This is a genomic window from Pseudomonas sp. UTLPPB19802 (assembly GCF_059730225.1).
Genome location: NZ_AP048545.1, coordinates 6153908 through 6178514 on the forward strand (window position 1 = coordinate 6153908; position 24607 = coordinate 6178514).

The 24607-nt window shown below is 60.6% G+C and carries 21 protein-coding genes and 1 pseudogene; 8 read left to right on the forward strand and 14 right to left on the reverse strand.

The features are described 5' to 3' along the window. Positions 1-29 precede the first annotated feature (29 nt). Entirely contained in the window at positions 30-728 is a 699-nt protein-coding gene (pyrF, locus tag AC6I6U_RS26630) for an orotidine-5'-phosphate decarboxylase (protein ID WP_497878970.1), read from the reverse strand. 260 nt (positions 729-988) lie between these two features. On the opposite strand from pyrF, the gene eat reads away from it, so the two are divergent. The 3 genes from eat (at position 989) to AC6I6U_RS26645 (ending at position 3302) form a co-directional block, all read left to right on the forward strand. Continuing rightward, complete coding sequence (gene eat, locus AC6I6U_RS26635) at positions 989-2353, forward strand: ethanolamine permease (RefSeq protein ID WP_497878971.1); 1365 nt, start codon at positions 989-991, stop codon at positions 2351-2353. A gap of 121 nt (positions 2354-2474) precedes the next feature. Next, a complete protein-coding gene (locus tag AC6I6U_RS26640) occupies positions 2475-2642 on the forward strand; it encodes a DUF2897 family protein (RefSeq protein WP_497878972.1) in 168 nt (55 codons plus the stop codon). A gap of 99 nt (positions 2643-2741) precedes the next feature. After that, positions 2742-3302: a TetR/AcrR family transcriptional regulator gene (locus AC6I6U_RS26645; RefSeq protein WP_497878973.1), complete on the forward strand. Its 561-nt coding sequence runs from the start codon at positions 2742-2744 to the stop codon at positions 3300-3302. A 68-nt stretch (positions 3303-3370) separates the two neighbouring features. Here the strand turns inward: AC6I6U_RS26645 and AC6I6U_RS26650 are convergent, their stop codons facing one another. The 13 genes and pseudogenes from AC6I6U_RS26650 to mtnA all read right to left on the reverse strand — a co-directional run bounded on the left by AC6I6U_RS26650 (position 3371) and on the right by mtnA (position 19622). Then, positions 3371-3706: a ComEA family DNA-binding protein gene (locus AC6I6U_RS26650; protein WP_497878974.1), complete on the reverse strand. Its 336-nt coding sequence runs from the start codon at positions 3704-3706 to the stop codon at positions 3371-3373. A gap of 111 nt (positions 3707-3817) precedes the next feature. Next, positions 3818-5812 (reverse strand): polysaccharide biosynthesis protein, encoded by a 1995-nt coding sequence (locus AC6I6U_RS26655; RefSeq protein WP_497878975.1) that lies wholly within the window; start codon positions 5810-5812, stop codon positions 3818-3820. Between the two features lie 80 nt (positions 5813-5892). Then, entirely contained in the window at positions 5893-6912 is a 1020-nt protein-coding gene (locus AC6I6U_RS26660) for an MraY family glycosyltransferase (RefSeq protein WP_497883110.1), read from the reverse strand. A gap of 656 nt (positions 6913-7568) precedes the next feature. Next, complete coding sequence (gene ihfB / locus AC6I6U_RS26665) at positions 7569-7865, reverse strand: integration host factor subunit beta (protein WP_497878976.1); 297 nt, start codon at positions 7863-7865, stop codon at positions 7569-7571. Positions 7866-7988: 123 nt separating this feature from the next. Then, positions 7989-8279 carry a hypothetical protein gene (locus tag AC6I6U_RS26670; protein ID WP_497878977.1) on the reverse strand — a complete coding sequence of 97 codons (291 nt, stop codon included), beginning with the start codon at positions 8277-8279 and terminating at the stop codon, positions 7989-7991. Positions 8280-8471: 192 nt separating this feature from the next. Continuing rightward, the gene (gene rpsA / locus AC6I6U_RS26675; RefSeq protein WP_010449734.1) at positions 8472-10157 is read right to left on the reverse strand and encodes a 30S ribosomal protein S1; all 1686 of its coding nucleotides are present in this window, start codon (positions 10155-10157) and stop codon (positions 8472-8474) included. A 120-nt stretch (positions 10158-10277) separates the two neighbouring features. Further along, positions 10278-10967 (reverse strand): (d)CMP kinase, encoded by a 690-nt coding sequence (gene cmk / locus AC6I6U_RS26680; protein ID WP_497878978.1) that lies wholly within the window; start codon positions 10965-10967, stop codon positions 10278-10280. A 20-nt stretch (positions 10968-10987) separates the two neighbouring features. After that, positions 10988-11887 (reverse strand): annotated as a pseudogene (locus tag AC6I6U_RS26685) (prephenate dehydrogenase/arogenate dehydrogenase family protein); the annotation flags it as partial. Between the two features lie 28 nt (positions 11888-11915). Then, positions 11916-13028 (reverse strand): histidinol-phosphate transaminase, encoded by a 1113-nt coding sequence (hisC, locus tag AC6I6U_RS26690; protein ID WP_497878979.1) that lies wholly within the window; start codon positions 13026-13028, stop codon positions 11916-11918. Between the two features lie 11 nt (positions 13029-13039). Continuing rightward, positions 13040-14134, reverse strand: a complete 1095-nt coding sequence (gene pheA / locus AC6I6U_RS26695) for a prephenate dehydratase (protein WP_497878980.1) — start codon at positions 14132-14134, stop codon at positions 13040-13042. Beyond that, entirely contained in the window at positions 14134-15219 is a 1086-nt protein-coding gene (gene serC / locus AC6I6U_RS26700) for a 3-phosphoserine/phosphohydroxythreonine transaminase (protein ID WP_497878981.1), read from the reverse strand. Before serC ends, pheA begins: the two co-directional genes overlap by 1 nt. Before the next feature lie 202 nt (positions 15220-15421). Then, positions 15422-18220, reverse strand: a complete 2799-nt coding sequence (gene gyrA / locus AC6I6U_RS26705) for a DNA gyrase subunit A (protein ID WP_497878982.1) — start codon at positions 18218-18220, stop codon at positions 15422-15424. Between the two features lie 325 nt (positions 18221-18545). Further along, positions 18546-19622, reverse strand: a complete 1077-nt coding sequence (gene mtnA, locus AC6I6U_RS26710) for an S-methyl-5-thioribose-1-phosphate isomerase (RefSeq protein WP_497878983.1) — start codon at positions 19620-19622, stop codon at positions 18546-18548. Between the two features lie 115 nt (positions 19623-19737). Here mtnA and AC6I6U_RS26715 point away from each other — a divergent pair, with 115 nt between their 5' ends. The 5 genes from AC6I6U_RS26715 (at position 19738) to AC6I6U_RS26735 (ending at position 24594) form a co-directional block, all read left to right on the forward strand. Further along, on the forward strand, positions 19738-21069 hold the full coding sequence (locus AC6I6U_RS26715) for a TRZ/ATZ family hydrolase (RefSeq protein ID WP_497878984.1): 1332 nt from the start codon (positions 19738-19740) through the stop codon (positions 21067-21069). A gap of 65 nt (positions 21070-21134) precedes the next feature. Further along, entirely contained in the window at positions 21135-21833 is a 699-nt protein-coding gene (gene ubiG / locus AC6I6U_RS26720; protein ID WP_497878985.1) for a bifunctional 2-polyprenyl-6-hydroxyphenol methylase/3-demethylubiquinol 3-O-methyltransferase UbiG, read from the forward strand. Positions 21834-21836: 3 nt separating this feature from the next. Next, complete coding sequence (mupP, locus tag AC6I6U_RS26725; protein ID WP_497878986.1) at positions 21837-22508, forward strand: N-acetylmuramic acid 6-phosphate phosphatase MupP; 672 nt, start codon at positions 21837-21839, stop codon at positions 22506-22508. A 59-nt stretch (positions 22509-22567) separates the two neighbouring features. After that, positions 22568-23308, forward strand: a complete 741-nt coding sequence (locus tag AC6I6U_RS26730; protein ID WP_497878987.1) for a YciK family oxidoreductase — start codon at positions 22568-22570, stop codon at positions 23306-23308. A gap of 359 nt (positions 23309-23667) precedes the next feature. Next, positions 23668-24594: a GGDEF domain-containing protein gene (locus AC6I6U_RS26735; protein WP_497878988.1), complete on the forward strand. Its 927-nt coding sequence runs from the start codon at positions 23668-23670 to the stop codon at positions 24592-24594. Positions 24595-24607: the final 13 nt, after the last annotated feature.

Here is a 24607-nt window from a genome sequence, read left to right on the forward strand (position 1 = left end):
CTGGAGCCTTGCCCCACATATCCGCAGGGTCAGGCCAGTTCGGCAACCACCGAAGCCAGCGCCTGGGCCGGATCGGCAGCCTTGCTGATCGGACGGCCGATCACCAGGTAGTCGGAACCGGCATCCAGAGCCTCACGCGGCGTCAGGATACGACGCTGGTCGTCCAGCGCACTGCCCGCTGGGCGAATGCCCGGTGTCACCAGTTGCAAGCCAGGATGCGCACTCTTGAGCGCGGTGGCTTCCAGTGCCGAGCACACCAGGCCGTCCATGCCGGCTTTCTCCGCCAAAGCGGCCAGGCGCAGCACCTGCACCTGCGGCTCGACATCCAGGCCGATACCGGCCAGGTCCTCACGCTCCATGCTGGTCAGCACGGTCACACCGATCAGCAATGGCTTGGGTCCGCTGCGCTGCTCAAGCACTTCGCGGCACGCCGCCATCATGCGCAGGCCACCGGAGCAGTGCACGTTGACCATCCACACGCCCATTTCCGCCGCAGCCTTGACCGCCATGGCGGTGGTGTTGGGAATGTCGTGGAACTTGAGGTCCAGGAATACTTCGAAACCCTTGTCGCGCAGGGTCCCGACGATCTCCGAAGCGCAGCTGGTGAACAGCTCCTTGCCGACCTTGACCCGGCACAGTTTCGGATCCAGTTGATCGGCCAGCTTCAGGGCGGCGTCACGGGTAGGGTAATCCAGGGCGACGATGATAGGAGTCTGGCAGGCGGACATGGAGGGCTCTCAGGCAAGTCGAAATCGGCGCGCATTGTAGCGGAACGCGGTGGCGTTCGGGACCCGGTGATCGGCAAATCTGCCGAACACGCGCCATAAATGCCCGCACTTGCACCAATTAAAGTCGAATTCCCGGACAACCTCGACGAAATATCCTCGATACGACAGCCTTTGCGGCTTTACGACACCCTTCCCGGCAGTGGCACGCCCGCTGCACTCGCCTGACCCGAGCGGTATCCAAACGGTTCAGGGAGAAACACATGAACACTCAACTCAAGCCCACGCTGGGCACGTTGCATCTTTGGGGCATTGCGGTTGGCCTGGTGATTTCCGGGGAATACTTCGGCTGGAGCTATGGCTGGGGCGTGGCCGGTACACTCGGTTTCCTGGTGACCTCGCTGATGGTCGCGGCGATGTACACCTGCTTCATTTTCAGTTTCACCGAACTGACCACTGCCATTCCCCATGCCGGCGGGCCTTTCGCCTACAGCCGGCGGGCGTTTGGCGAGAAAGGCGGGCTGGTCGCCGGACTCGCGACCCTGATCGAGTTCGTCTTCGCCCCGCCAGCCATCGCCCTGGCCATCGGCGCCTACCTGAACGTGCAGTTCCCGGCGCTAGACCCCAGGCATGCCGCCGTTGGCGCCTACATCGTATTCATGGGCCTGAACATCCTCGGGGTCAAGTTGGCCGCGACCTTCGAGCTGGTGGTCTGCATCCTGGCGGTGGCTGAACTGCTGGTATTCATGGGCGTGGTCGCCCCGGCCTTCAGCTTCAGCCATTTCGCCCTGAACGGCTGGGCCGGCTCGGATAGCTTCGGTGCCCCCGCGATTGCCGGGATCTTCGCCGCCATTCCTTTCGCCATCTGGTTCTTCCTGGCAATCGAAGGCGCGGCCATGGCCGCCGAGGAAGCCAAGGATCCGAAACGGACCATCCCCAAGGCCTACATCAGCGGCATCCTGACTCTGGTACTGTTGGCCATGGGCGTGATGTTCTTCGCCGGCGGCGTTGGCGACTGGCGCACCTTGTCGAACATCAACGACCCGTTGCCCCAGGCGATGAAAGCCGTAGTCGGCGACAGCTCCGGCTGGCTGCACATGCTGGTCTGGATCGGCCTGTTCGGCCTCGTGGCAAGCTTCCACGGAATCATTCTCGGCTACTCGCGGCAGTTCTTCGCCCTGGCGCGCGCCGGCTACCTGCCAGCGTCGCTGGCAAAACTGTCACGCTTCCAGACCCCACACCGTGCGATCATTGCCGGCGGCCTGATCGGCATTGCCGCGATCTATAGCGACGGCCTGATCAACCTGGGTGGCATGACGCTGACTGCGGCGATGATCACCATGGCGGTATTTGGCGCCATCGTCATGTACATCATGAGCATGCTCAGCCTGTTCCGCCTGCGCCACACCGAGCCCTCGCTGGAACGCAGCTTCCGGGCCCCGGGCTATCCCCTGATACCCGCTATCGCGCTGTTGCTGGCGGCTGTCTGCCTGGTAGCGATGGCCTGGTTCAACACCCTGATCGGCCTGATTTTCGTAGGCTTCATGGCTGTCGGATTCCTCTATTTCCTGCTTACCGGCCAGTTGCGCGCGGCGGCCCCGGCGGATGCAATGCTGACCGGACTCTGAAAGCGACCAGGGCACAACGGAGTTACAATTGAACCACTGAGAAAGCGCTTCACTCAAAGTGGCAAGGACCGACAACCGATGTGAATCGTTCGCCCGGAATCGGTCCATCAAGGAGAACCCTATGCCCTGGTATGCCTGGTTGATCCTGCTGGTCGCGATCGGCTCCATCGTTGGAGGCCTGATGATGTTGCGTGACACCGCCAGCAAGGTGGAACTGACCGAAGAACAACGTAAACGCGTTCAGGAACGCAATGCCGAAGCGGATGCCAAGGACGCACAGGATCGCTGACCGACGGTACTTGAACGAAATTGAACACCTCGATAAAAAAGTATGGCCATCCCCCTCCAAGTCACAGTTATCATTGGCGATGGATTTGGAGGTTCTGCCATGCGCTATTCACAAGATCACAAGGCACAGACCCACGAGCGCATCATCAAGGAAGCGGCAGCACGCTTTCGGCGCGACGGCATTGGTGCCACCGGCCTGCAGCCCTTGATGAAAGCCTTGGGCCTGACCCACGGCGGCTTCTACGCACACTTCAAGTCAAAGGATGAACTGGTCGAAAAGGCCCTGCAGGAAGCGGCGGCCGAACTGGACGTGCATTGCGACATGCTGTTCAGCCAGGACAAGCCCCTGCAGTCATTCATCGACAGCTACCTTTCCGAGTGGCACCAGACCACCCCCGAGCACGGCTGCCCGATTCCGACCATGTGCTCGGAACTGGGCCAGCGTGGCGAGCCGAGCCCGACGACAGACACAGTGATCGAGTCGCGCCTCAGGCAGGTGGAAACGGCACTGGGGTCGGGGCCTGATGCCGAAGAGCAAAGTATCGTCATGCTGGCGACCCTGGTGGGTGCGCTGGTGATGTCGCGCAGCGCGGAAGATCCGGAACTGGCGAAAAAGATCCTGGAAGTGACCAAGGCGCATCTGAAGGACCAGATCGAGTAACGCCGGACCCAACCCATCGGAAAAGGAGGCCGGTCCTCCAACCGGCCTCGAGGATCAGGCGATCGGCGTCAGTTGATATCCAGCTGGTCGCGGTTCTTGTCGAGAATCGACTTGCCGATCCCCTTCACCTCCAGCAATTGATCCACCGAAGAGAACGGCCCGTTCGCCTCGCGATGGGCAACGATGGCCTGCGCCTTGGCTTCACCGATACCGGTGAGTTCGCGCTGGATGGTCTGGGCATCGGCGGTGTTGAGATTGACCTTGCCAGCTTTGGTAGTGGACATCGCCTGGCTCGAGGCCGGGGGTTGCTGCTGGACAGCCGGATTGGCTGGCGCGGCATTGACGGCGCCGGTAGCACCGAGCAGAAAGGTTAACAGCAGGGAAGGAAGAACGCCTGTACGCATAAGTGACACTCCTTGGCATCGTAGGGGAAAAGCAGCTTTTCCGAAGCTGCCTTTCAAACCTAGGTGATGCCAGGGGCTTGTCAAAAGCCAGGCCGTTACCGGGTGTGTAGCTCAGGGGTCCAGGCGGCGCTGCTGATAGATCCAGTCGACAATCTCGCCATCCGGTGCGTAGCCGCTGACAGTCTCCCGCAACAGTTGTCGGACACGTGCGTAGTCATCGTTCTGCACGGCAGTGAGCAATTCGGCCAGGCGTAGCTTGAGCACATCCCAGGGCAGCATGTCTTCATTGGCAGTCATGATCATCGGATGAGGGGTTGCTGCCACGTTGTCGCCAATCAGCAATTCCTCGTAGAGCTTTTCACCCGGACGCAGGCCGGAAAACTCGATGGCGATGTCGCCATGGGGGTTCTTGTCGGAACGGACACTCAAGCCGGAAAGATGGATCATCTTTTCCGCCATCTCGACGATTTTTACCGGCTCACCCATATCGAGGACAAATACATCTCCGCCCTGCCCCATGGAACCGGCCTGGATCACCAACTGGGCAGCTTCCGGAATAGTCATGAAGTAGCGGGTGATCTTCGGGTGCGTCACCGTCAGAGGCCCACCTGCCTTGATCTGCTTGTGGAACAAGGGAATGACCGAGCCCGACGAGCCCAGCACGTTGCCAAAGCGGACCATGGTGAAACGGGTCTTGTTGACCCGCGATACGTTGTTCGAATCACCAAAAAGCACCGGTGCCTGCTCGCGGCTGAGGGCCTGCAAGGTCAGTTCGGCCAAACGCTTGGTACTGCCCATGACGTTGGTCGGTCGCACCGCCTTGTCGGTGGAAATCAGCACAAAGTTGGCCACTCCCGCCTGCAGCGCCGCTTGCGCGGTATTGAGCGTACCGATCACGTTGTTCAGCACACCTTCGGCGATGTTGTGCTCGACCATAGGGACATGCTTGTAGGCCGCGGCGTGATAAACCGTTTCGACATGCCAGGTCTTCATGACCGACAGCAATTTATCCTGATTGCGAACCGAACCCAGGATCGGCAGCAGGCGCACGGGCAGCGACTCGCGGTCCACACGGCGCTCAAGCTCGGACAAGATGCTGTAGAGATTGAACTCGCTGTGCTCGAAGAGCAGAAGTGTCGTCGGACGCAAGGCCAGGATCTGCCGGCAGAGCTCCGAGCCGATTGAACCGCCTGCCCCCGTCACCAACACTGAACGCCCCTTGATGCAGCGCTCGAGCAGTTCGGACTGGGCAGGTACCGCGTCACGCCCGAGCAGGTCGGCGATGTCGACCTCCTGGATATCATCGACCTTGACTCGCCCACTGGCCAGATCCATGAAACCTGGCACGCTGCGTACGTGCAAAGGATAGCCCTCGAGCAGACCGAGGATCTCGCGACGCCTGGCACGGGAAGAGGAAGGAATTGTCAGGAGGATTTCCTGGGCACCCGTCGCGTCGATCATCTGCTGGATATGCCTGGGCTTGTAAACCTGCAGGCCCGAGATACTGCGATCAGCGATACTACCGTCGTCGTCGATGAAAGCGACAGGTTGCATCGCCCGCCCCATTCGCAACGCAGCAACCAACTGATTGCCAGCGGCACCTGCCCCATATACCGCAACCTTTGGCAAACCATTATCGCGATTGGCAAACGGCATGTGTTGGGAAGCGCCAAACCAGTCGCCCAAAAAATACTGGCGCATGCCCAAACGCAGACCACCGATCATGATCAGGCTCAACCACCAGTAGTTGAACATGATCGACCGCGGCACCAGCGTCTGATGATTGCTGTAGAGATAAACCACCACACCGAGAATCAATGCGGACAGGCTCACCGCCTTGACGATGGCAATGAGAGCATCGTTGCCGAAATAGCGCATCACGGCGCGATACAGGCCGAACCTGATGAACAGCGGAATGGAAACCACCGGAGCGGAAAGAAACAGCCAGCGATGCTGGGTGAAAGGGTTGATCACATCGTCCAACCCCAGCCTGACGACAAATGACATCCACAAGGCCAGCCAGACCAGGAAGATGTCGGCAATGACCTGGAGAATGCGTTTTTGCCGACGCGGGAGGCCCAACAAGCAGGCTCTAATCTTATCCATAACCCCTCTAAAGCCGATATCCGAAAAATCAACACATACTGCCAACAGCACCCACGGTTGCAACCTGGGAAAGCAACGCTTCAGCGCGTCTTTTCCAGCTCACCCGCATGAAACCTGAAAGCGAGAACAACCAGGGGCGCATAAGCGACCAGCAGCCCGGTGATCCCGTCCAGTATCGAAAGTCCGACACACAGGGCGATGGGCAACAACCAGAAAACATTGATTGCAGCTACCGCCAGGGTGACCGGCAAATGGCTACCCAACTGCCGCGACGCATATTGATAAGCATGGCTGCGATGGGCCTCATATACCTTGTCGCCACGCAAGAGACGTCGCCCAAGTGTAAACGTGGCATCGACTACGAACACCCCCAGCAGGATGAGCCAGACCCATAGCAGTTGAGGCTTGCTCCAGGCGGCATGAAGGGAAAGCCCTCCAAGCATCACACCCAGGAAACCGCTGCCAGCATCACCCATGAATATGCGGGCAGGAGGGAAATTCCAGTATAGGAAACCACATACGGCCATTGCCAACAGCAAGGACGGCCAGACCAGGGCGACATCACCGCTGAGCATATACACAAGGCAGGCCCCCAGGCACGCCGTCACCGCCTCTACGCTTGCGATACCATCTATTCCGTCCATGAAGTTGTAGAGATTGAGCATCCAGACCAGATAGAACGCCGCCAGAATCGACCCTACCACTCCCAGACTGACCTGCATTCCCATGATCTCGAGTGGCGGAAATCCACCCAGCCAGACAAGCAACCACGCCGCACTGGAAAAATGAGCCAGCAGCCGCCAGCGGGCAGCGATATGCCCATGATCATCAAGAAACCCCACAACGGCGACAGCACCTCCTGCGCCCAACAACCCCAACGTTGTCGGCCAGGACAAAATGCCCATCAATGCCAAAATGGGCAAAACCGCCAGAAAGCTGATGACAATGGCCACACCACCGCCCCGGGGGGTGGCAACGGTGTGGGAACTACGTTCGTTGGGAACGTCAATCAGACTACGTGTCAATGCATAGCGACGAAGTACCCCTGTCAAACACAACGACACCGTCAAAACGACCAGACAGCATAAAAAAATCATCATCAGACTCAAGATCCCAGCACATTCAAAATACGGTATTCATGAAAAACTCGTCGAGTGCTTGAACCGGCAAGCCTTGGACAAATGCAGGAAACATGAAATCACGCCCAAAAGACATCCTGCCCGGAAATATACCAATGGTATCGAGGTGTCAAAATGAAACTAATCCAGCAGGAAAACCCAGCTTGCCCAAGCACACGGTTGGCGCATCAGGATGCGACCTACACAAGGCCTGAAGCAGAAGCAAGGGGGAGCATTCTACGCAACAACGCGATGCTTGCCATCACGAACCGGATAGAGGTAGACAATAAGGAAGGACTAGGCGCGAAACCCACGAACACTCAAACCCGTTGCACGTCCCAGAGAACAGGAGATTACGGGGCGCCGAACAAGTCAGAAGGCATTCAATTCAATAATTGAAGGAAGAAAAGAAAAAATCGCCAATAGCAGCTTCAATAGAGCGATCAACAGCGGAAGACAAGTATCGCGAAATCACTGGAAAATACCGGAGCACCACACCAGACATGCCAGCAGCTATCTAAACTCCGATCAAATATCACCAACACCTTGCCGCAGCCGTCCAGAGAAAACACTGCCGCGAAGCGTCTCGATACGCAACCCTGCAATCAAAAGGTCAGCCAATACTCCTGGCAAGCTGATCAGCTGTCACCCTCCTCCTCTTCGTTCACCCGGTCACGTAGTTCCTTGCCCGGCTTGAAATGCGGCACGAACTTACCATCCAGGCTCACCGACTGTCCGGTCTTCGGATTCCGCCCGACCCTTGGCGCACGGTAATGCAATGAGAAACTGCCAAACCCACGAATCTCGATCCGATCCCCAGTCGCGAGACACTGGGACATCTGCTCAAGCATGGTCTTGATGGCCAGCTCGACATCCTTTGATGAGAGCAAGCCCTGATGGGTGACAATTCGCTCGATCAATTCCGACTTCGTCATATTTTTCCCTTCTTTTTCAAGCAGCTAGGAAAAGCATTTCGAAGGTTTTAGCACGGCTGAATGGTTTTGAACAGCCCACCTATTGACTTATCTGCCTACAAGATAAGTCGAAGCTCAGGCAGGCTACTGTGGTTGGTTGCAGATAACCAGCATGGTCCGCGTAACGGAGCCTGCCGGATTCCAGCCAAACAGATAATCACCCTCGTCATCCTTGGCGTCGCTGGATTTGGTAACGACCCTGTAGCCCTGAGCCTTGCACTCGCGAGCCGCACGCTTGTAGCACTTCTCCCAGCCCGAACCGAGCCCCGAGCAGTCGATCTCGACACCGTTCACTCCATGCCTGGCGTGAGTCTTGGCATTGGTGGTACACCCGGCGAGCAATGCCAGGGCAATTACAGCTATGAGCCTGCTCATTTACATCCTTATCAAGGCAATACCCTGAGAAAAGCCTCTGGCAACGAACGACGACCGCCTCAGACACTTGCATCTTTACACTTTTAAATATGACCGCCGCAAGACTGATTTTGTTTCGCTTCCGTTACAGGCGAATTCCAGGCACAAAAAAAGGGCGACCTAAGTCGCCCTTTTTCAACGGTCAGACAGAACTCAGTTCTGTTTAGCCATTGCTTGACGCAGCAGAGCAGCCATGGTGGTGTCAGCTGCTTCACCTTCCGGAGCGGCTTTCAGGCTCTGGATGGCTTCTTTCTCGTCTTCAACGTCTTTCGACTTGATCGAGAGCTGGATTACGCGGCTCTTACGATCAACGCTGATGATCTTGGCTTCTACTTCTTCGCCTTCTTTCAGGACGTTACGCGCATCTTCAACGCGGTCACGGCTGATTTCGGAGGCTTTCAGAGTCGCTTCGATATCGTCGGCCAGAACGATGATGGCGCCTTTGGCGTCAACTTCTTTCACGGTGCCTTTGACAACAGCGCCTTTGTCGTTGACCGAGACGTACTCGGAGAACGGATCGCTTTCCAGCTGCTTGATGCCCAGGGAGATGCGCTCGCGCTCTGGGTCAACCGACAGGATGACGGTGTCCAGCTCGTCGCCCTTCTTGAAGCGACGTACGGCTTCTTCGCCGACTTCGTTCCAGGAGATGTCCGACAGGTGAACCAGGCCGTCGATGCCGCCGTCCAGACCAATGAAGATACCGAAATCGGTGATCGACTTGATGGTACCGGAGATCTTGTCGCCCTTGTTGAACTGGCCAGAGAAGTCTTCCCATGGGTTCGACTTGCACTGCTTGATGCCCAGGGAGATACGACGACGCTCTTCGTCGATGTCCAGAACCATGACTTCCACTTCGTCGCCGACTTGTACGACTTTCGAAGGATGGATGTTCTTGTTGGTCCAGTCCATTTCCGAAACGTGTACCAGGCCTTCAACGCCTTCTTCCAGCTCAGCGAAGCAGCCGTAGTCGGTCAGGTTGGTAACACGCGCGGTCACGCGGGTGCTTTCTGGGTAGCGAGCCTTGATAGCGACCCATGGATCTTCACCCAGTTGCTTCAGGCCCAGGGAAACACGATTGCGCTCGCGATCGTACTTCAGAACCTTGACATCGATCTCGTCGCCAACGTTGACGATTTCCGACGGGTGCTTGATGCGTTTCCAAGCCATGTCGGTGATGTGCAGCAGGCCATCGACGCCGCCCAGATCAACGAATGCGCCGTAGTCGGTGAGGTTCTTGACGATACCCTTGACTTGCTGGCCTTCCTGCAGGGATTCCAGCAGAGCTTCACGCTCGGCGGAGTTCTCGGCTTCCAGGACGCTGCGGCGGGAAACGACAACGTTGTTGCGTTTCTGGTCGAGCTTGATGACCTTGAACTCGAGCTCTTTGCCTTCCAGGTGCGTGGTGTCGCGCACTGGACGGACGTCAACCAGGGAACCTGGCAGGAACGCACGGATGCCGTTAACGTCGACAGTGAAGCCGCCCTTAACCTTACCGTTGATAACGCCCTTGACCACTTCCTCGGCTGCGAAGGCTGCTTCCAGAACGATCCAGCATTCAGCGCGCTTGGCTTTTTCACGGGACAGCTTGGTTTCACCAAAGCCATCTTCAACCGAATCCAGCGCCACGTGAACTTCGTCACCGACGTTGATGTTCAGTTCGCCAGCATCGGTGTAGAACTGTTCCAGCGGGATCAGAGCTTCAGACTTCAGACCAGCGTGGACAGTTACCCAACGAGCTTGGTAATCGATATCAACGATAACACCGGTGATGATCGAACCAGCTTGAAGATTCAGGGTCTTCAAGCTCTCTTCAAAGAGTTCCGCAAAGCTTTCGCTCATTTTAATTCCTGTTGATGAGGGCGAAGAATACGCCCATCTGCCACACCCCAGACGGTATGGGTTACGTTCATATGAAAGAGGCCATGCAGGACTATGACTGGTCCCCTGCACCCCTCTTGGTCACCCGGCGATATCGCGAATGGCGATCTCGCTCATGATGCGTTCCAGCACCTGCTCGATGGACAACTCCGTGGAGTCCAGCTGTATCGCGTCGGCCGCCGGTTTGAGCGGGGCCACCGCGCGCTGGGTATCGCGCTCATCACGCGCACGGATCTCATCCAGCAGACTCGACAGACTAACATCATCGCCCTTGGCCTTCAACTGCAAGTAGCGACGACGGGCACGCTCCTCGGAGCTGGCGGTCAGGAACACCTTCAGCGGCGCATCGGGAAACACCACGGTGCCCATGTCGCGACCGTCGGCCACCAACCCCGGCGCCTCGCGGAATGCCCGCTGGCGCTGCAGCAGCGCGTCACGCACCGCCGGCAGGGAAGCGACCTGGGAAGCACCGGCACCGATCGACTCGTTGCGGATGTCCTGGGTGACATCATCCCCTTCCAGGATGATCCGCTCCGGCTGACCGTCGGTCGCGCCGATAAACTGCACATCGAGATGCGCGGCCAGCAGCTTGAGGGATTCTTCGTTGGTCAGGTCGACACCATGGTTGCGCGCAGCGAAAGCCAGCAGCCGGTACAGTGCACCGGAGTCCAGCAGGCACCAGCCCAGGCGCTTGGCCAGCAAGCCGGCGATGGTGCCCTTGCCCGAGCCGCTAGGTCCGTCGATGGCGATGACGGGAGCTTGAATATTCACGACTGAGCCTCTTTCTGATCATCGTTGACGTTCATTGTGTCCTTGCGGGCCCGTCGGGCCAAGATCCTGCCGAAATGTTCACGAGCCGACTGGGCCCGCTTGAACACATCCAGCAGTTGATGCCCGTCTCCTGCATCGACGGCATCGCGCAGGACATCCAGGTCGCCGCGAAAAGTATCCAGTGCACGCAGAACCGCATCGCGGTTGGCCAGGAAGATGTCGTGCCACATGACCGGGTCGCTACCGGCGATTCGCGTGAAATCACGGAAGCCGCCTGCGGCGTAACGGAAAATCTCCAGGTTCTCGTTGCGCTTGGCCAGCGAATCGACCAGGCCAAAGGCCAGCAAGTGCGGCAGGTGACTGGTCGCCGCCAGCACTTCGTCGTGGCGCTCGACTTCCATCTGCTCGACATCCGCCCCCAGCGCACGCCAGAGCGCATCGACCGTCGCCACCGCATCCGCATCGGTCCCGGCCAGCGGCGTGAGGATCACCTTGTGCCGCCTGAACAGCCTGGCGTTGGAAGCCTCCACCCCGCTCTGCTCGGACCCTGCAATCGGGTGCCCGGGCACGAAGCGCGCCGGCATGGCACCAAACGCCTCGCCAGCGGCCCGCACCACATTCCCCTTGGCACTGCCGACATCCGTCAGGATAGCCCGGCCCAGGTCCATGCCCGCCAATAGGCCGAGCATTTTCTCCATGGCCAGGATCGGCACCGCCAGCTGGATCACATCGGCCCCCTGGCAAGCGACCGCCAGGTCTTCCTCGCAGCGATCGACCACCCCCAGCTCCACCGCCAGTTGGCGCGACTGCGGATTGAGATCGACCCCCACCACCTCCCGGCACAGCCCGCTTTCTCGCAGGCCCTTGGCGAATGAACCACCAATCAACCCGAGACCGACCACCACCAGGCGGCCGATCATAGGCTCCACAGATTGCATCGGCATGACATCAACCACAAGCCAGAACCTTGCCCAGAGCCTCGAGCAGCCGGCTGTTTTCACTGGCCAGGCCAATGCTGACCCGCAGGTGTCGAGGCAAGCCGTAGCCGCCAATCGGACGGACGATCACGCCTTCGCGCAACAGCCCCTGGTACACCGGGCCAGCGTCACGCCCGACATCGACGGCGATGAAATTGGCCCGCGAAGGAATCCATTCCAGGCCCAGCTGACGGAAACCAGCCTCCAACTGCTGCATGCCCGCCTCATTCAGCTCGCGACTGCGAGCAACGTACTCGACATCGTCCAGGGCCGCACACGCAGCCGCCAGGGCCAGGCTGTTGACGTTGAACGGCTGACGCACGCGATTGAGGATGTCCGCGACCGCCGGCGACGACAGCCCGTAGCCGACCCGCAGCGCCGCCAGGCCATAAGCCTTGGAAAAGGTGCGCGAAACCAGCAGGTTCGGGTAGGCCGACAGGTAGTTCAGGCCATTCGGCAGGTCGTCACCTTCGGCATATTCGATGTAGGCCTCGTCCAGCACCACCAGCACACGCTCGGGGACGGCGGCGAGGAAAGCTTCCAGCGCCTGCGGCCCGAACCAGGTCCCGGTCGGGTTGTTCGGGTTGGCGATGAACACCACGCGAGTGTTCTCGTCGATTGCCGCCAGCATCGCCGGCAGGTCATGGCCGAAATCCTTGGCCGGCGTCACGCGGGCATCAGCAGAAACGGCCTGGGTCACGATCGGATAAATCGCAAAGGCATGCTCGCTGAACACCGCATTCAGGCCCGGCGCCAGGTAGGCCCGGGCAACCAGCTCAAGAATATCGTTGGAGCCATTACCCAGGGTCACCTGGCCCGACTGTACACCGCACAGTTCGGACAGGCGCTGCTTCAGCTCGAAGCCGTTGCCATCCGGATAACGGGTCAGCTCAACCAGCGCGTCGGCAATGGCCGCCAGGGCCTTGGGACTGGCGCCCAACGGGTTTTCGTTACTGGCCAGCTTGATGATGTTCGCCGGATCGATATCCAGCTCACGCGCCAATTCGTCCACGGGCTTGCCCGGAACGTAAGGCGAAAGTTTTTGCACGCCCGGCTGCGCCAGGGCGAGGAAGTCGCCACTCATGTCCAACGTCCTTAAAGAACCGCTTTCGGGTAGGAGCCCAGCACCTTGAGCGCTACCGCTTCCTGGCTGATCTTCTCCAACACACCCTTGACCAGCGGGTCGCGGTGATGGCCGACGAAGTCGATGAAGAAGACATAGGTCCACTTGCCGCTGCGCGAAGGGCGGGTTTCGATTCGCGTCAGGTCGAGACCGTTGTCATGGAACGGCACCAGCAGCTCATGCAGTGCACCCGGCTTGTTGCTCATGGAGACGATGATCGAGGTCTTGTCGTCGCCAGTCGGTGGCACTTCCTGGTTGCCGATCATCAGGAACCGGGTGGAGTTGTCCGGACGGTCCTCGATTTTCTCGGCCAGACGGGTCAGGCCATACAGGCCCGCCGCCATGTCACCGGCAATCGCCGCCGAGTTCCACTCACCCTTGACCCGCTTGGCCGCCTCGGCATTGCTCGACACCGCCACGCGCTCGACATTCGGGTAGTGGGCATCCAGCCACTTGCGGCACTGGGCCAGGGACTGCGCATGAGAGTAGATACGACTGATGCTGTCGGTCTTGGTGTTCTCGCCCACCAGCAGGTGATGGTGGATACGCAACTCGACTTCGCCGCAGATCACCATATCGTGCTCAAGGAAGCTGTCGAGGGTGTGGTTGACCGCACCCTCGGTGGAGTTCTCCACCGGCACCACACCGAAGTTCACCGCGCCGGCGGCCACCTCGCGGAACACCTCGTCGATGGCGGCCATCGGCTTGCTGATCACTGCATGACCAAAGTGCTTCATCGCCGCAGCCTGGGTGAAAGTCCCCTCGGGGCCCAGGTAAGCCACTTTCAGCGGTTGCTCCAGGGCCAGGCAGGACGACATGATTTCACGGAACAACCGCGCCATCTCTTCGTTGCCCAGCGGCCCCTGGTTGCGGCCCATGATGCGCTTGAGTACCTGGGCCTCACGCTCCGGACGGTAGAACACCGGCACTTCGCCTTCGGCCAGCGAGCCCATCTTCACCCGCGCCACTTCCTGGGCGCAACGTGCGCGCTCGCTGATCAGCTCGAGGATCTTCTCGTCGAGACTGTCGATCCGCAGGCGCAGCGCCTTGAGTTCTTGCTCAGCCATCAGCCGTGTTCCTTCTCGAATTCCGCCATGTACGCCACCAACGCCTTGACCGCATCGAGGCCCACGGCGTTATAGATGGAGGCACGCATGCCGCCTACGGAACGGTGCCCCTTGAGGTTCAGCAGGCCACGGGCCTCGGCACCGACCAGGAACGGCTTGTCCAGGCGATCATCGGCCAGGCGGAACGGCACGTTCATCCACGAGCGGTTGCTCTTGTTGACCGGATTACTGTAAAGGCCGCTGGCATCGATGAAGTCATACAGCGTGCGTTGCTTGAGGTCGTTGACCTTGCCGATCGCCTCGACACCACCCTGCTCCTTGAGCCACTGGAACACCAGGCCCGAGAGGTACCAGGCCAGGGTCGGCGGGGTGTTGTACATCGAACCGTTATCGGCCGCGACCTTGTAGTCGAGCATGGTCGGGCAGATCGAACGGGCGCGCCCCAGCAGGTCTTCACGAATGATATTGACGACAATACCGCTTGGGCCGATGTTTTTCTGCGCGCCGGCGTAGATCATGCCGAAACGGGAAACATCCACCGCACGCGAGAGGATGTTCGAGGACATGTCGGTGACCAGCGGTACGTCGCCGGTTTCCGGAATCCAGTCGAACTCCAGGCCACCGATGGTTTCGTTAGACACGTAGTGGACATAGGCGGCGTCTTTCGACAGCTTCCACTCGTTCTGGCCCGGAATGGCGAAATAGTCATAGGGCTTGGCGCTGGCCGCGACGTTCACGTTACCGAACCGCGAAGCTTCCTCGATGGCCTTCTTCGACCAGATGCCGGTTTCGATATAGTCGGCCTTGCTGCTTTCCGGCAGCAGGTTCAACGGCACCTGGGCAAACTGCTGGCTGGCGCCACCCTGCAGGAACAGCACCTTGTAGTTCGAGGGGATATCCAGCAGATCGCGCAGATCCTGCTCGGCCTGCTCGGCGATGGAGACGAATTCATCACTGCGATGGCTCATTTCCATGACCGACAGCCCCTTGCCGTGCCAGTCCAGCAACTCCGACTGGGCACGCAACAGGACAGCTTCAGGCAGCGCAGCAGGACCTGCGCAGAAGTTATAGGCTCGTTTGCTCACATCCACTCTCGCTATGCTTGAAGATATACACGCCGCCAGGCCTGCCCGGCACCCTGCAGGAACGACCCGCCGACATCAGCGAATCCCGATACTCCTGATACGACGAAGCGGTCCGACAACGACCGCTCCGCGCTCGATCACGACCCACCGTCCAACGATGGGTTGCCCTACAGTAGCTACAACGTCAGGCGCAGGCGTTTAATTAATCCTGCTGTTCAATTTCATCGGCCGCATCGCCCGGCGAGGCATCGCCAGCCACGCCGTCGATAGGCATTTCGCCATCAAACTCGACGTCCAGCGCACCTTCCAGCTCTTCGCCCTCGACCTCCGAAGGCTCCTGGACGCGCTCCAGGCCAACCAGCGTCTCGTCGGTGGCCAGCTTGATCAGGGTCACGCCCTGGGTGTTACGACCCAGGCTGGACACTTCGTCGACACGGGTACGAACCAGGGTGCCCTGGTCGGAAATCAGCATGATCTCCTCGCCTTCCTGCACCTGGATCGCGCCGATCAGTTGGCCGTTGCGGTCCTTGGTGACCATGGCGATCACACCCTGGCCGCCACGCCCGCGGCGCGGGAACTTGCTCAGCGGGGTACGCTTGCCGAAACCACGCTCGGAGGCGGTGAGGATCTGCGCGCCCGATTCAGGAATCAGCATGGAGATCAGTTTCTGCCCCTTGCCGATGCGCATGCCGCGAATACCACGGGCGCCACGGCCCATTTCACGCACCACGCTTTCGGCGAAGCGAATCACCTTGCCGGCATCGGAGAACAGCATGACTTCCTTGGCACCGTCGGTGATCGCGGCGGCGATCAGGGTGTCGCCTTCCTTCAGTTTCAGGGCGATCAGGCCGCTGGTACGCGGACGGCTGAATTGCGACAGCGGGGTTTTCTTGACGGTACCGAAAGCGGTGGCCATGAAGATGTAGGCGCCGGTTGGCTCCGCCACCAGTTCGGCGGTGTCGCCATCGACTTCTTCAGCCGCATCGACAGCCTCATCGGCCTCGATCACTTCGCCTTCGATCACCGAATCATCGGCATCGTCCAACTCGTCATCGGCGCCAGCACTTTGCTGCAGGGCCTCGAGGTCGATCTGCAGCATGGTGGTGATGTACTCACCCTCGTCCAGCGGCAGCAGGTTGACCAGCGGACGACCGCGGGCAGCGCGGGACGCCTCGGGAATTTCGTAGGTCTTCAGCCAGTAGACCTTGCCCTTGCTGGAGAACAGCAACAGCGTGGCATGGCTGTTGGCGACCAGCAGGTGCGAGATGTAGTCCTCGTCCTTGACACCGGTCGCCGACTTGCCCTTGCCCCCGCGACGCTGGGCCTGATAGGCCGACAGCGGCTGGGTCTTGGCGTAGCCGCTGTGGGAAATGGTCACCACACGCTCTTCTTCCGGAATCATGTCGCCCAGGGTCAGGTCGAGGCGGGCATCGAGGATCTCGGTGCGACGCGCATCGCCGTACTCGGCGCGAATCACTTCCAGTTCCTCGCGGATCACTTCCATCAGGCGCGTGGAGCTATTGAGGATACGAATCAGCTCGCCGATCTGATTGAGAATCTCCTGGTACTCGGCCAGCAGCTTCTCGTGCTCCAGGCCGGTCAGGCGGTGCAGGCGCAACTCCAGGATGGCCTGGGCCTGCTCTGGCGACAGGTAATACTTGCCTTCGCGCAGGCCGTATTGCGGGTCGAGGTTTTCCGGACGGCAGGAGTCGGCACCGGCACGCTCGACCATGGTCATCACCGCACTGGATTCCCAAGGCGTGCTGACCAGCGCTTCCTTGGCTTCCGAAGGCGTCGGCGAAGCCTTGATCAGGGCGATGACCGGATCGATGTTCGACAGCGCAACGGCCTGGCCTTCGAGAATGTGGCCACGCTCGCGCGCCTTGCGCAGTTCGAACACGGTACGACGGGTTACCACTTCGCGGCGGTGACGAACGAAGGCTTCCAGCAGGTCCTTGAGGTTCAGGACCCGTGGACGACCGTCGATCAGTGCAACGACGTTGATACCAAACACGCTCTGCAGCTGGGTCTGGGCGTAGAGGTTGTTGAGGATCACCTCGGGCACTTCGCCGCGACGCAGCTCGATCACTACGCGCATACCATCCTTGTCGGACTCGTCGCGCAGCTCGGTGATACCCTCGAGCTTCTTCTCTTTCACCAGTTCGGCGATCTTCTCGATCAGCCGGGCCTTGTTCAACTGGTACGGCAGTTCGGTGATGACGATCTGCTGGCGACCGCCGACCTTGTCGATATCCTCGACCGTCGAGCGGGCGCGCATGTAGATGCGGCCGCGACCGGTACGATAGGCCTCGATGATGCCGGCACGCCCGTTGATGATGCCCGCAGTCGGGAAGTCCGGGCCGGGGATGTACTGCATCAGCTCGTCGACGGTGACATCGGGGTTGTCGATCAGCGCCAGGCAACCGTCGATCACTTCACCGAGGTTGTGTGGCGGGATGTTGGTCGCCATGCCCACGGCGATACCGCTGGAACCGTTGACCAGCAGGTTCGGGATACGCGTCGGCATGACCGCGGGGATCTGCTCGGTGCCATCATAGTTCGGCACCCAGTCCACGGTTTCCTTGTGCAGGTCGGCCAGCAATTCATGCGCCAGCTTGGTCATGCGCACTTCGGTGTATCGCATGGCTGCGGCGTTGTCGCCGTCGACGGAACCGAAGTTACCCTGGCCGTCTACCAGCAGATAGCGCAGCGAGAATGGCTGCGCCATCCGAACGATGGTGTCGTATACAGCGGTGTCACCGTGCGGGTGATACTTACCGATCACGTCACCGACCACACGGGCAGATTTCTTGTACGGCTTGTTCCAGTCGTTACCCAGCTCGCTCATGGCGAACAGGACACGCCGGTGCACGGGCTTCAAGCCATCACGCGCATCGGGCAGTGCCCGCCCGACGATCACGCTCATCGCGTAGTCGAGGTAGGACTGTTTCAGCTCGTCTTCGATATTGACCGGGAGGATTTCTTTGGCCAGTTCGCCCATGAGAAGCCTGATTCCTTTTTCTGGTGAAACTTCGTCACATCCATATGGGACGAACGAAGCTTGCCGCTGCCGACCTGATGCCTGGCAGCGATTTACGACAAATCAACGAGTTATGCCATGGATCTGCGCAGTAAGGGCAACCGGTTCGGGCAGCCCTGGAAACCGTCGGATGTTATCACAATCGCCGCCTCGCACCTATCCCCGGATACACAAGGAACCAGACAGGCGACCAACGAAAGCCTTCGAGAGCGCATCTGGAGGGGCTTAAAAGCAAAATGCCGCTGTCCGGGCCACGAAAAAGCTCCCTGGCCAGGAAAAAAGCCGATCAGTGCAGGCGCTTGCGGCACATCAATTTGGCCAGCTTTGCCGCATCCGGCCGCTCGACAATACCCTTTTCAGTCACGATGACATCGATCAGGTCCGCAGGAGTCACGTCGAAGACCGGATTGAATGTCTCTATCTGAACGTCGAGCCGCTTGCCATCGACGCTCAACAACTCATCGCCGTCGTGCTCCTCCAGCGCGATATCGTCACCGCTGGCCAGCTCCAGGTCGATACTGGCACTCGCCGCCACCACCATGAAACGCACGCCGTGATGCATGGCACAGACGGCAAGCTGGTAAGTACCGATCTTGCTCGCCACATCACCGTTGGCGGCGATGCGGTCGGCGCCGATGACGACCCAGGTGACGCCCTTGGTCTTCATCACATGGGCCGCGGCGGCGTCGGCATTCACCGTAACCGGAATACCCTCGCTGGCCAGGGCCCAGGCCGTCAGTCGCGCGCCCTGCAGCCAGGGCCGGGTCTCGTCGACGTAGACCCGCTCGACCATGCCCTCGACGAAGGCACCGCGAATCACCCCGAGCGCCGTGCCGAAACCGCCAGTGGCCAAGGCACCGGTGTTGCAGTGGGTAAGGATCGCCTGGGCATTGCCCTGGTTCTTGCGAATCAGATCGACGCCCAGTTGTGCCATGGTCAGGTTGGCCTCGCGATCGCTGTCATGGATCGCGACGGCCTCGGCCTCCAGCGCCGCCAGCGGATCAGCCCCGTCACGGACCCGCGCCAGCCGCTCGCGCATGCGGCCAAGGGCCCAGGAGAGGCTGGCCGCGCTCGGCCGTGCGGCAGCCAGCAAGGCGAAATCCTCTTCCAGCGCCGCGACCCAATCGCCCCCTGCGGCAAGCCGTGCCCGCGCCGCCAGCACCACGCCATAGGCCGCGCAAATACCGATGGCCGGTGCGCCGCGCACGACCAGCGCGCGAATCGCCTCGGCGACCGCCACGGCACTGCCGCAGGACAACCAGCTCTGCTCGAACGGCAGGATGCGCTGGTCGAGCAGGCACAAGGTTCCCTGGCGCCAATCGATGGCCTTGACCTTTTCCGCTGCCAACAACCGATCGCGCATGACTCACTCCGCACTCAAGGAAACAAAAGCCGCCGATTATAGCGATCACCCCGCCCGGACGCTCGGGTATACTTCGCCATCCTGATAGATGCATGAAACCTGGAAGCCGTCCTCGATGCCACACATCGCCGCCCCGCTCGACCTGTTGTTGCTGCCCACCTGGCTGGTGCCCGTCGAGCCCGCCGGCGTAGTCCTCAAGGAGCACGGCCTGGGTATCCGCGACGGACGCATCGTCTTTATCGGCCCTTGGGCCGAGGCCTTGAAGCTCGAGGCCGGCGAAGTCCGCGAGCTGCCGGGGACGCTACTCGCCCCAGGCCTGGTCAATGCCCATGGGCATGCCGCCATGACCCTGTTCCGCGGCCTGGCCGACGACCTGCCGCTGATGACCTGGCTGGAACAGCATATCTGGCCGGCCGAGGGTAAATGGGTCAGCGAGGACTTCGTCCGCGACGGCACCGAGCTGGCCATCGCCGAACAGATCAAGGGCGGCATCAGTTGCTTCGCGGACATGTACTTCCACCCCAAGATTGCCAGCGAATGCGTGCACGACAGCGGTATCCGCGCGCAGATCGCCATGCCGATCCTCGATTTTCCGATTCCCGGAGCCGCCAGCGCCGACGACGCATTGCGCCAGGCCATCGAACTGTTCGGTGATCTCAAGCACCACCCCCGTATCAAGATAGCCTTCGGTCCGCATGCGCCCTATACCGTTGGTGATGAAAACCTGGAAAAAATCCGCGTCATCGCCGAAGAACTCGACGCGGCGATCCACATGCACGTGCATGAAACCGCCTTTGAGGTCCAGCAGGCGCTCGAGCAGCACGGCGAGCGACCATTGGCTCGGCTGGCCCGACTCGGCCTGCTGGGACCACGCCTGCAAACCGTGCACATGACCCAAATCAGCGATGACGACCTGGCTTTACTGGTAGAAAGCAATACCAGCGTGATTCACTGCCCGGAATCGAACCTGAAACTGGCCAGCGGCTTCTGCCCGGTGGAACGCCTGTGGCAAGCCGGCGTCAACGTCGCCATCGGCACTGATGGCGCAGCCAGCAACAATGATCTCGACCTGCTGGGAGAAACCCGTACCGCCGCGCTGCTGGCGAAGGCCGTTGCCGGCTCGGCGAGCGCCCTGGATGCCCATCGTGCCTTGCGCATGGCAACGCTCAATGGCGCACGGGCCCTGGGCCTGGACAGCGAAATCGGCAGCCTGGAACTGGGCAAGGCTGCGGACATCGTCGCCTTCGACCTCGGCGGCCTGGCCCAGCAGCCGGTCTATGATCCGGTCTCCACGCTGATCTATGCCAGCGGACGCGATTGCGTGCAACACCTGTGGGTCGGCGGCAAGCAACTGCTCGACGACCGGCGCCTGACGCGCCTGGACGAGCAGCGACTGAGCGCCACGGCACGGGCCTGGGGCCAGCGCATTGGCGGACACGCCCACTGATTCGAGCGTCCCGGATGCGAACGATCCGGGATCACCCTGATTTTCAAGCTTTAGAGGATACACCCATGAGCAACGTCGACCACGCCGAAATCGCCAAGTTCGAAGCCCTTGCCCACCGCTGGTGGGACCGTGAAAGCGAGTTCAAGCCGCTGCACGACATCAACCCGCTGCGGGTCAACTGGATCGACGAGCGGGTCAAGCTCGCCGGCAAGAAAGTCCTCGACGTCGGCTGCGGCGGCGGCATCCTCAGCGAAGCCATGGCTCAGCGCGGCGCCACGGTCACCGGAATCGACATGGGCGAAGCACCGCTCGCCGTGGCCCGGCTGCACCAGCTGGAATCGGGTGTCGACGTCGAATACCGGCAGATCACCGCCGAAGCCCTGGCCGAAGAGATGCCCGAACAGTTCGACGTGGTCACCTGCCTGGAAATGCTCGAGCACGTACCGGACCCCTCGTCGGTGATCCGCGCCTGCTTCCGCATGGTCAAGCCCGGCGGCCAGGTGTTTTTCTCCACCATCAACCGCAACCCCAAGGCCTATCTGTTCGCCATTGTCGGCGCGGAATACATCATGGGCCTGCTGCCACGCGGCACCCATGACTTCAAGAAATTCATCCGCCCCTCCGAACTGGGCGCCTGGAGCCGCGATGCGGGCCTGGCGGTCAAGGACATCATCGGCCTGACCTACAACCCGCTGACCAAGCACTACAAGCTGGCCTCCGACGTGGCCGTCAACTACATGATCCAGACCCTGCGCGAGGAGTGACCGATGCGCCTGAGAGCGGTTCTCTTCGACATGGACGGCACCCTGCTCGATACCGCGCCGGACTTCATCGCCATCTGCCAGGCCATGCTGGCTGATCGGGGGCTGCCGCCAATCGCCGACAAGCTGATCCGGGACGAGATCTCCGGCGGCGCCAAGGCAATGGTTGCAGTGACCTTCATGATGGACCCCGAGTCGCCAGGCTTCGAGGATCTGCGCCAGGAATTCCTCGAGCGCTATCTCAAGGCCTGCGCCGTGCACAGCAAGCTGTTCGATGGCATGGCCGAGTTGCTGGAGGATATCGAGAAGGCCAGGCTGGTCTGGGGCGTGGTCACCAACAAGCCGGTGCGCTTCGCCGAACCGATCATGCAGCAACTCGGCCTGGCCGATCGCTCGGCGCTGTTGATCTGTCCAGACCACGTCACGAAAAGCAAACCGGATCCCGAGCCACTGATCCTTGCCTGCAAGATGCTCGACCTTGACCCGGCCAGCGTGCTGTTCGTTGGCGACGACCTGCGCGATATCGAGTCGGGCCGTGATGCCGGGACCCGTACCGCCGCCGTGCGCTATGGCTACATACACCCGGACGACAACCCGGACCACTGGGGCGCCGACGTGGTCGTCGACCACCCGCTGGAACTGCGCCGAGTGCTCGACCACGCCTTGTGCAGCTGCTGACATCCGTGGGAGCCGGCTCCCACGGGCAGCACCCCTCCCCAATATGTTGAGGTTTAGCCATGTTTGATTATTCCGCCCGCCCCGAACTGCTCAAGGACCGGGTGATCCTGGTCACTGGCGCTGGTCGCGGCATCGGCGCGGCTGCCGCCAAGAGCTATGCCGCCCACGGTGCCACTGTACTGTTGCTGGGCAAGACCGAAGCCAACCTGACCCAGGTCTATGACGAAATCGAAGCCGCCGGCCACCCACAACCGGCCGTGATCCCGTTCAACCTGGAAACCGCCCTGCCCCACCAATACGACGAACTGGCGGCGATGATCGAAAGCGAGTTCGGCCATCTCGACGGCCTGCTGCACAACGCCTCGATCATTGGCCCGCGCACACCGCTGGAACAGCTCTCGGGCGAAAACTTCATGCGGGTCATGCAAGTCAACGTCAACGCGATGTTCATGCTCACCAGCACCCTGCTGCCGCTGCTCAAGCTGTCCCGTGACGCCTCGGTCATCTTCACCTCCAGCAGTGTCGGCCGTAAGGGCCGCGCCTACTGGGGAGCCTATGGCGTTTCCAAGTTCGCCACCGAGGGCCTGATGCAAACCCTCGCCGACGAACTGGAAAACGTCGCGCCGGTGCGCGCCAACAGCATCAACCCGGGCGCCACCCGTACCAGCATGCGCGCCCAGGCCTATCCGGGAGAAAATCCGCTGAACAACCCGACCCCGGAAGAAATCCTGCCGGTGTACCTGTACCTGATGGGACCGGACAGTACCGGCATCAACGGCCAGGCCTTCAACGCCCAGTAACTCCCCCCCTTTGCGCCCGTGCCGGAATACCGGCACGGCAAGCACTAAATCTCAAAAAGCCACCATGGCAAGTCAAACAATTGCCGCTCCTGCCGGGCTTTTTTCACCTCAAAAAACCAAGCCACTGAATTCCAAGGCATTTTATTTAAGTGAACTGGTTGGCACGACTTTCGCTCTAATCACCTCAGACACGCTGTGTGACAGCCTGGGGCGTTCCATCGGCCGAGCCCGCAAAGCTCGGTCAAAGCGACTAGACTGATGCCAATGGTCCTACGGGACTGATGGATCAGTACGACGTGCAGCCCAAGCCGCTCTCGCCAGCCTGTAAGACTGCATGCTGCGCCCAGGGGCCCGCCACCATGAAAACACCGATCCAGACCAACGCCATTGATTTCGATAGCGCCAAGTTGCAGCGCCTGGGTTTCGGCCAGGCCCCTTCCCTGTTCCACCGCCCAACCACGCTGACTCAACTGCGCCAGCAACTGATGCTGCAGTTGCAGACCAGCCTGGAACCGGAGCGTATCCTCGGCCTGTTCTTCCGCGAGATCCAGCGCCTGGTACCACTGGAGGCACTCGCCTACGCACACCGCTCCAGCGACCTGCGCCTGGAGTTCGGCCAGCGCGGCCATCATTCGGCGAGCTATAGCCTCAGCCATGAAGGCGAACACCTGGGAGAACTGCTGTTTCGGCGCAACCAGCGCTTCACCGAGGCAGACCTGGGCAACCTGGAGTCCCTGCTGTCCTGCCTGCTCTACCCGATGCGTAATGCCCTGCTCTATCGCGCCGCAACGCAGAGTGCCTTGCGCGACCCATTGACCGAAACCGGCAATCGCATCGCCATGGACCAGACTCTGCAACGGGAAATCGAACTGGCGCGCCGCCACAACCAGCCACTCTCGGTGCTGATGCTCGATATCGACCACTTCAAGCGCGTGAATGACAGCTACGGCCACAGCGCCGGCGACCAGGTATTGAAGGCCATCGCCGCAACGATCAAGGAACAGTTGCGCAATATCGACATGGTCTTCCGCTACGGCGGTGAAGAGTTCCTTATCGTCCTCTCCAACACCGGCCGGGAAGCTGCCGGCATGGTGGGAGAACGCCTGCGCCAACGTGCGCAGTCCCAGGATTATGCCGCGAACGAGCAGACCATCGCCCTGACGGTGAGCGTGGGCTGTGCCACGCTGCTCGCCGGGGAATCATTGCAGAGCCTGCTGAAACGCGCCGACAGCGCCTTGTACGTCGCCAAGCGTGAAGGTCGCAATCGCCTGGCAATGGCGGGATAGTCCTGCTGGCACT

Bases quoted from the DNA above. Each gene is read 5' to 3' on its own strand.
- pyrF (WP_497878970.1), bottom strand. From the start codon at position 728: ATGTCCGCCTGCCAGACTCCTATCATCGTCGCCCTGGATTACCCTACC.
- eat (WP_497878971.1), top strand. From the start codon at position 989: ATGAACACTCAACTCAAGCCCACGCTGGGCACGTTGCATCTTTGGGGC.
- AC6I6U_RS26640 (WP_497878972.1), top strand. From the start codon at position 2,475: ATGCCCTGGTATGCCTGGTTGATCCTGCTGGTCGCGATCGGCTCCATC.
- AC6I6U_RS26645 (WP_497878973.1), top strand. From the start codon at position 2,742: ATGCGCTATTCACAAGATCACAAGGCACAGACCCACGAGCGCATCATC.
- AC6I6U_RS26650 (WP_497878974.1), bottom strand. From the start codon at position 3,706: ATGCGTACAGGCGTTCTTCCTTCCCTGCTGTTAACCTTTCTGCTCGGT.
- AC6I6U_RS26655 (WP_497878975.1), bottom strand. From the start codon at position 5,812: ATGGATAAGATTAGAGCCTGCTTGTTGGGCCTCCCGCGTCGGCAAAAA.
- AC6I6U_RS26660 (WP_497883110.1), bottom strand. From the start codon at position 6,912: ATGATGATTTTTTTATGCTGTCTGGTCGTTTTGACGGTGTCGTTGTGT.
- ihfB (WP_497878976.1), bottom strand. From the start codon at position 7,865: ATGACGAAGTCGGAATTGATCGAGCGAATTGTCACCCATCAGGGCTTG.
- AC6I6U_RS26670 (WP_497878977.1), bottom strand. From the start codon at position 8,279: ATGAGCAGGCTCATAGCTGTAATTGCCCTGGCATTGCTCGCCGGGTGT.
- rpsA (WP_010449734.1), bottom strand. From the start codon at position 10,157: ATGAGCGAAAGCTTTGCGGAACTCTTTGAAGAGAGCTTGAAGACCCTG.
- hisC (WP_497878979.1), bottom strand. From the start codon at position 13,028: ATGAGTGGCGACTTCCTCGCCCTGGCGCAGCCGGGCGTGCAAAAACTT.
- pheA (WP_497878980.1), bottom strand. From the start codon at position 14,134: ATGGCTGAGCAAGAACTCAAGGCGCTGCGCCTGCGGATCGACAGTCTC.
- gyrA (WP_497878982.1), bottom strand. From the start codon at position 18,220: ATGGGCGAACTGGCCAAAGAAATCCTCCCGGTCAATATCGAAGACGAG.
- mtnA (WP_497878983.1), bottom strand. From the start codon at position 19,622: ATGCGCGATCGGTTGTTGGCAGCGGAAAAGGTCAAGGCCATCGATTGG.
- AC6I6U_RS26715 (WP_497878984.1), top strand. From the start codon at position 19,738: ATGCCACACATCGCCGCCCCGCTCGACCTGTTGTTGCTGCCCACCTGG.
- ubiG (WP_497878985.1), top strand. From the start codon at position 21,135: ATGAGCAACGTCGACCACGCCGAAATCGCCAAGTTCGAAGCCCTTGCC.
- mupP (WP_497878986.1), top strand. From the start codon at position 21,837: ATGCGCCTGAGAGCGGTTCTCTTCGACATGGACGGCACCCTGCTCGAT.
- AC6I6U_RS26730 (WP_497878987.1), top strand. From the start codon at position 22,568: ATGTTTGATTATTCCGCCCGCCCCGAACTGCTCAAGGACCGGGTGATC.
- AC6I6U_RS26735 (WP_497878988.1), top strand. From the start codon at position 23,668: ATGAAAACACCGATCCAGACCAACGCCATTGATTTCGATAGCGCCAAG.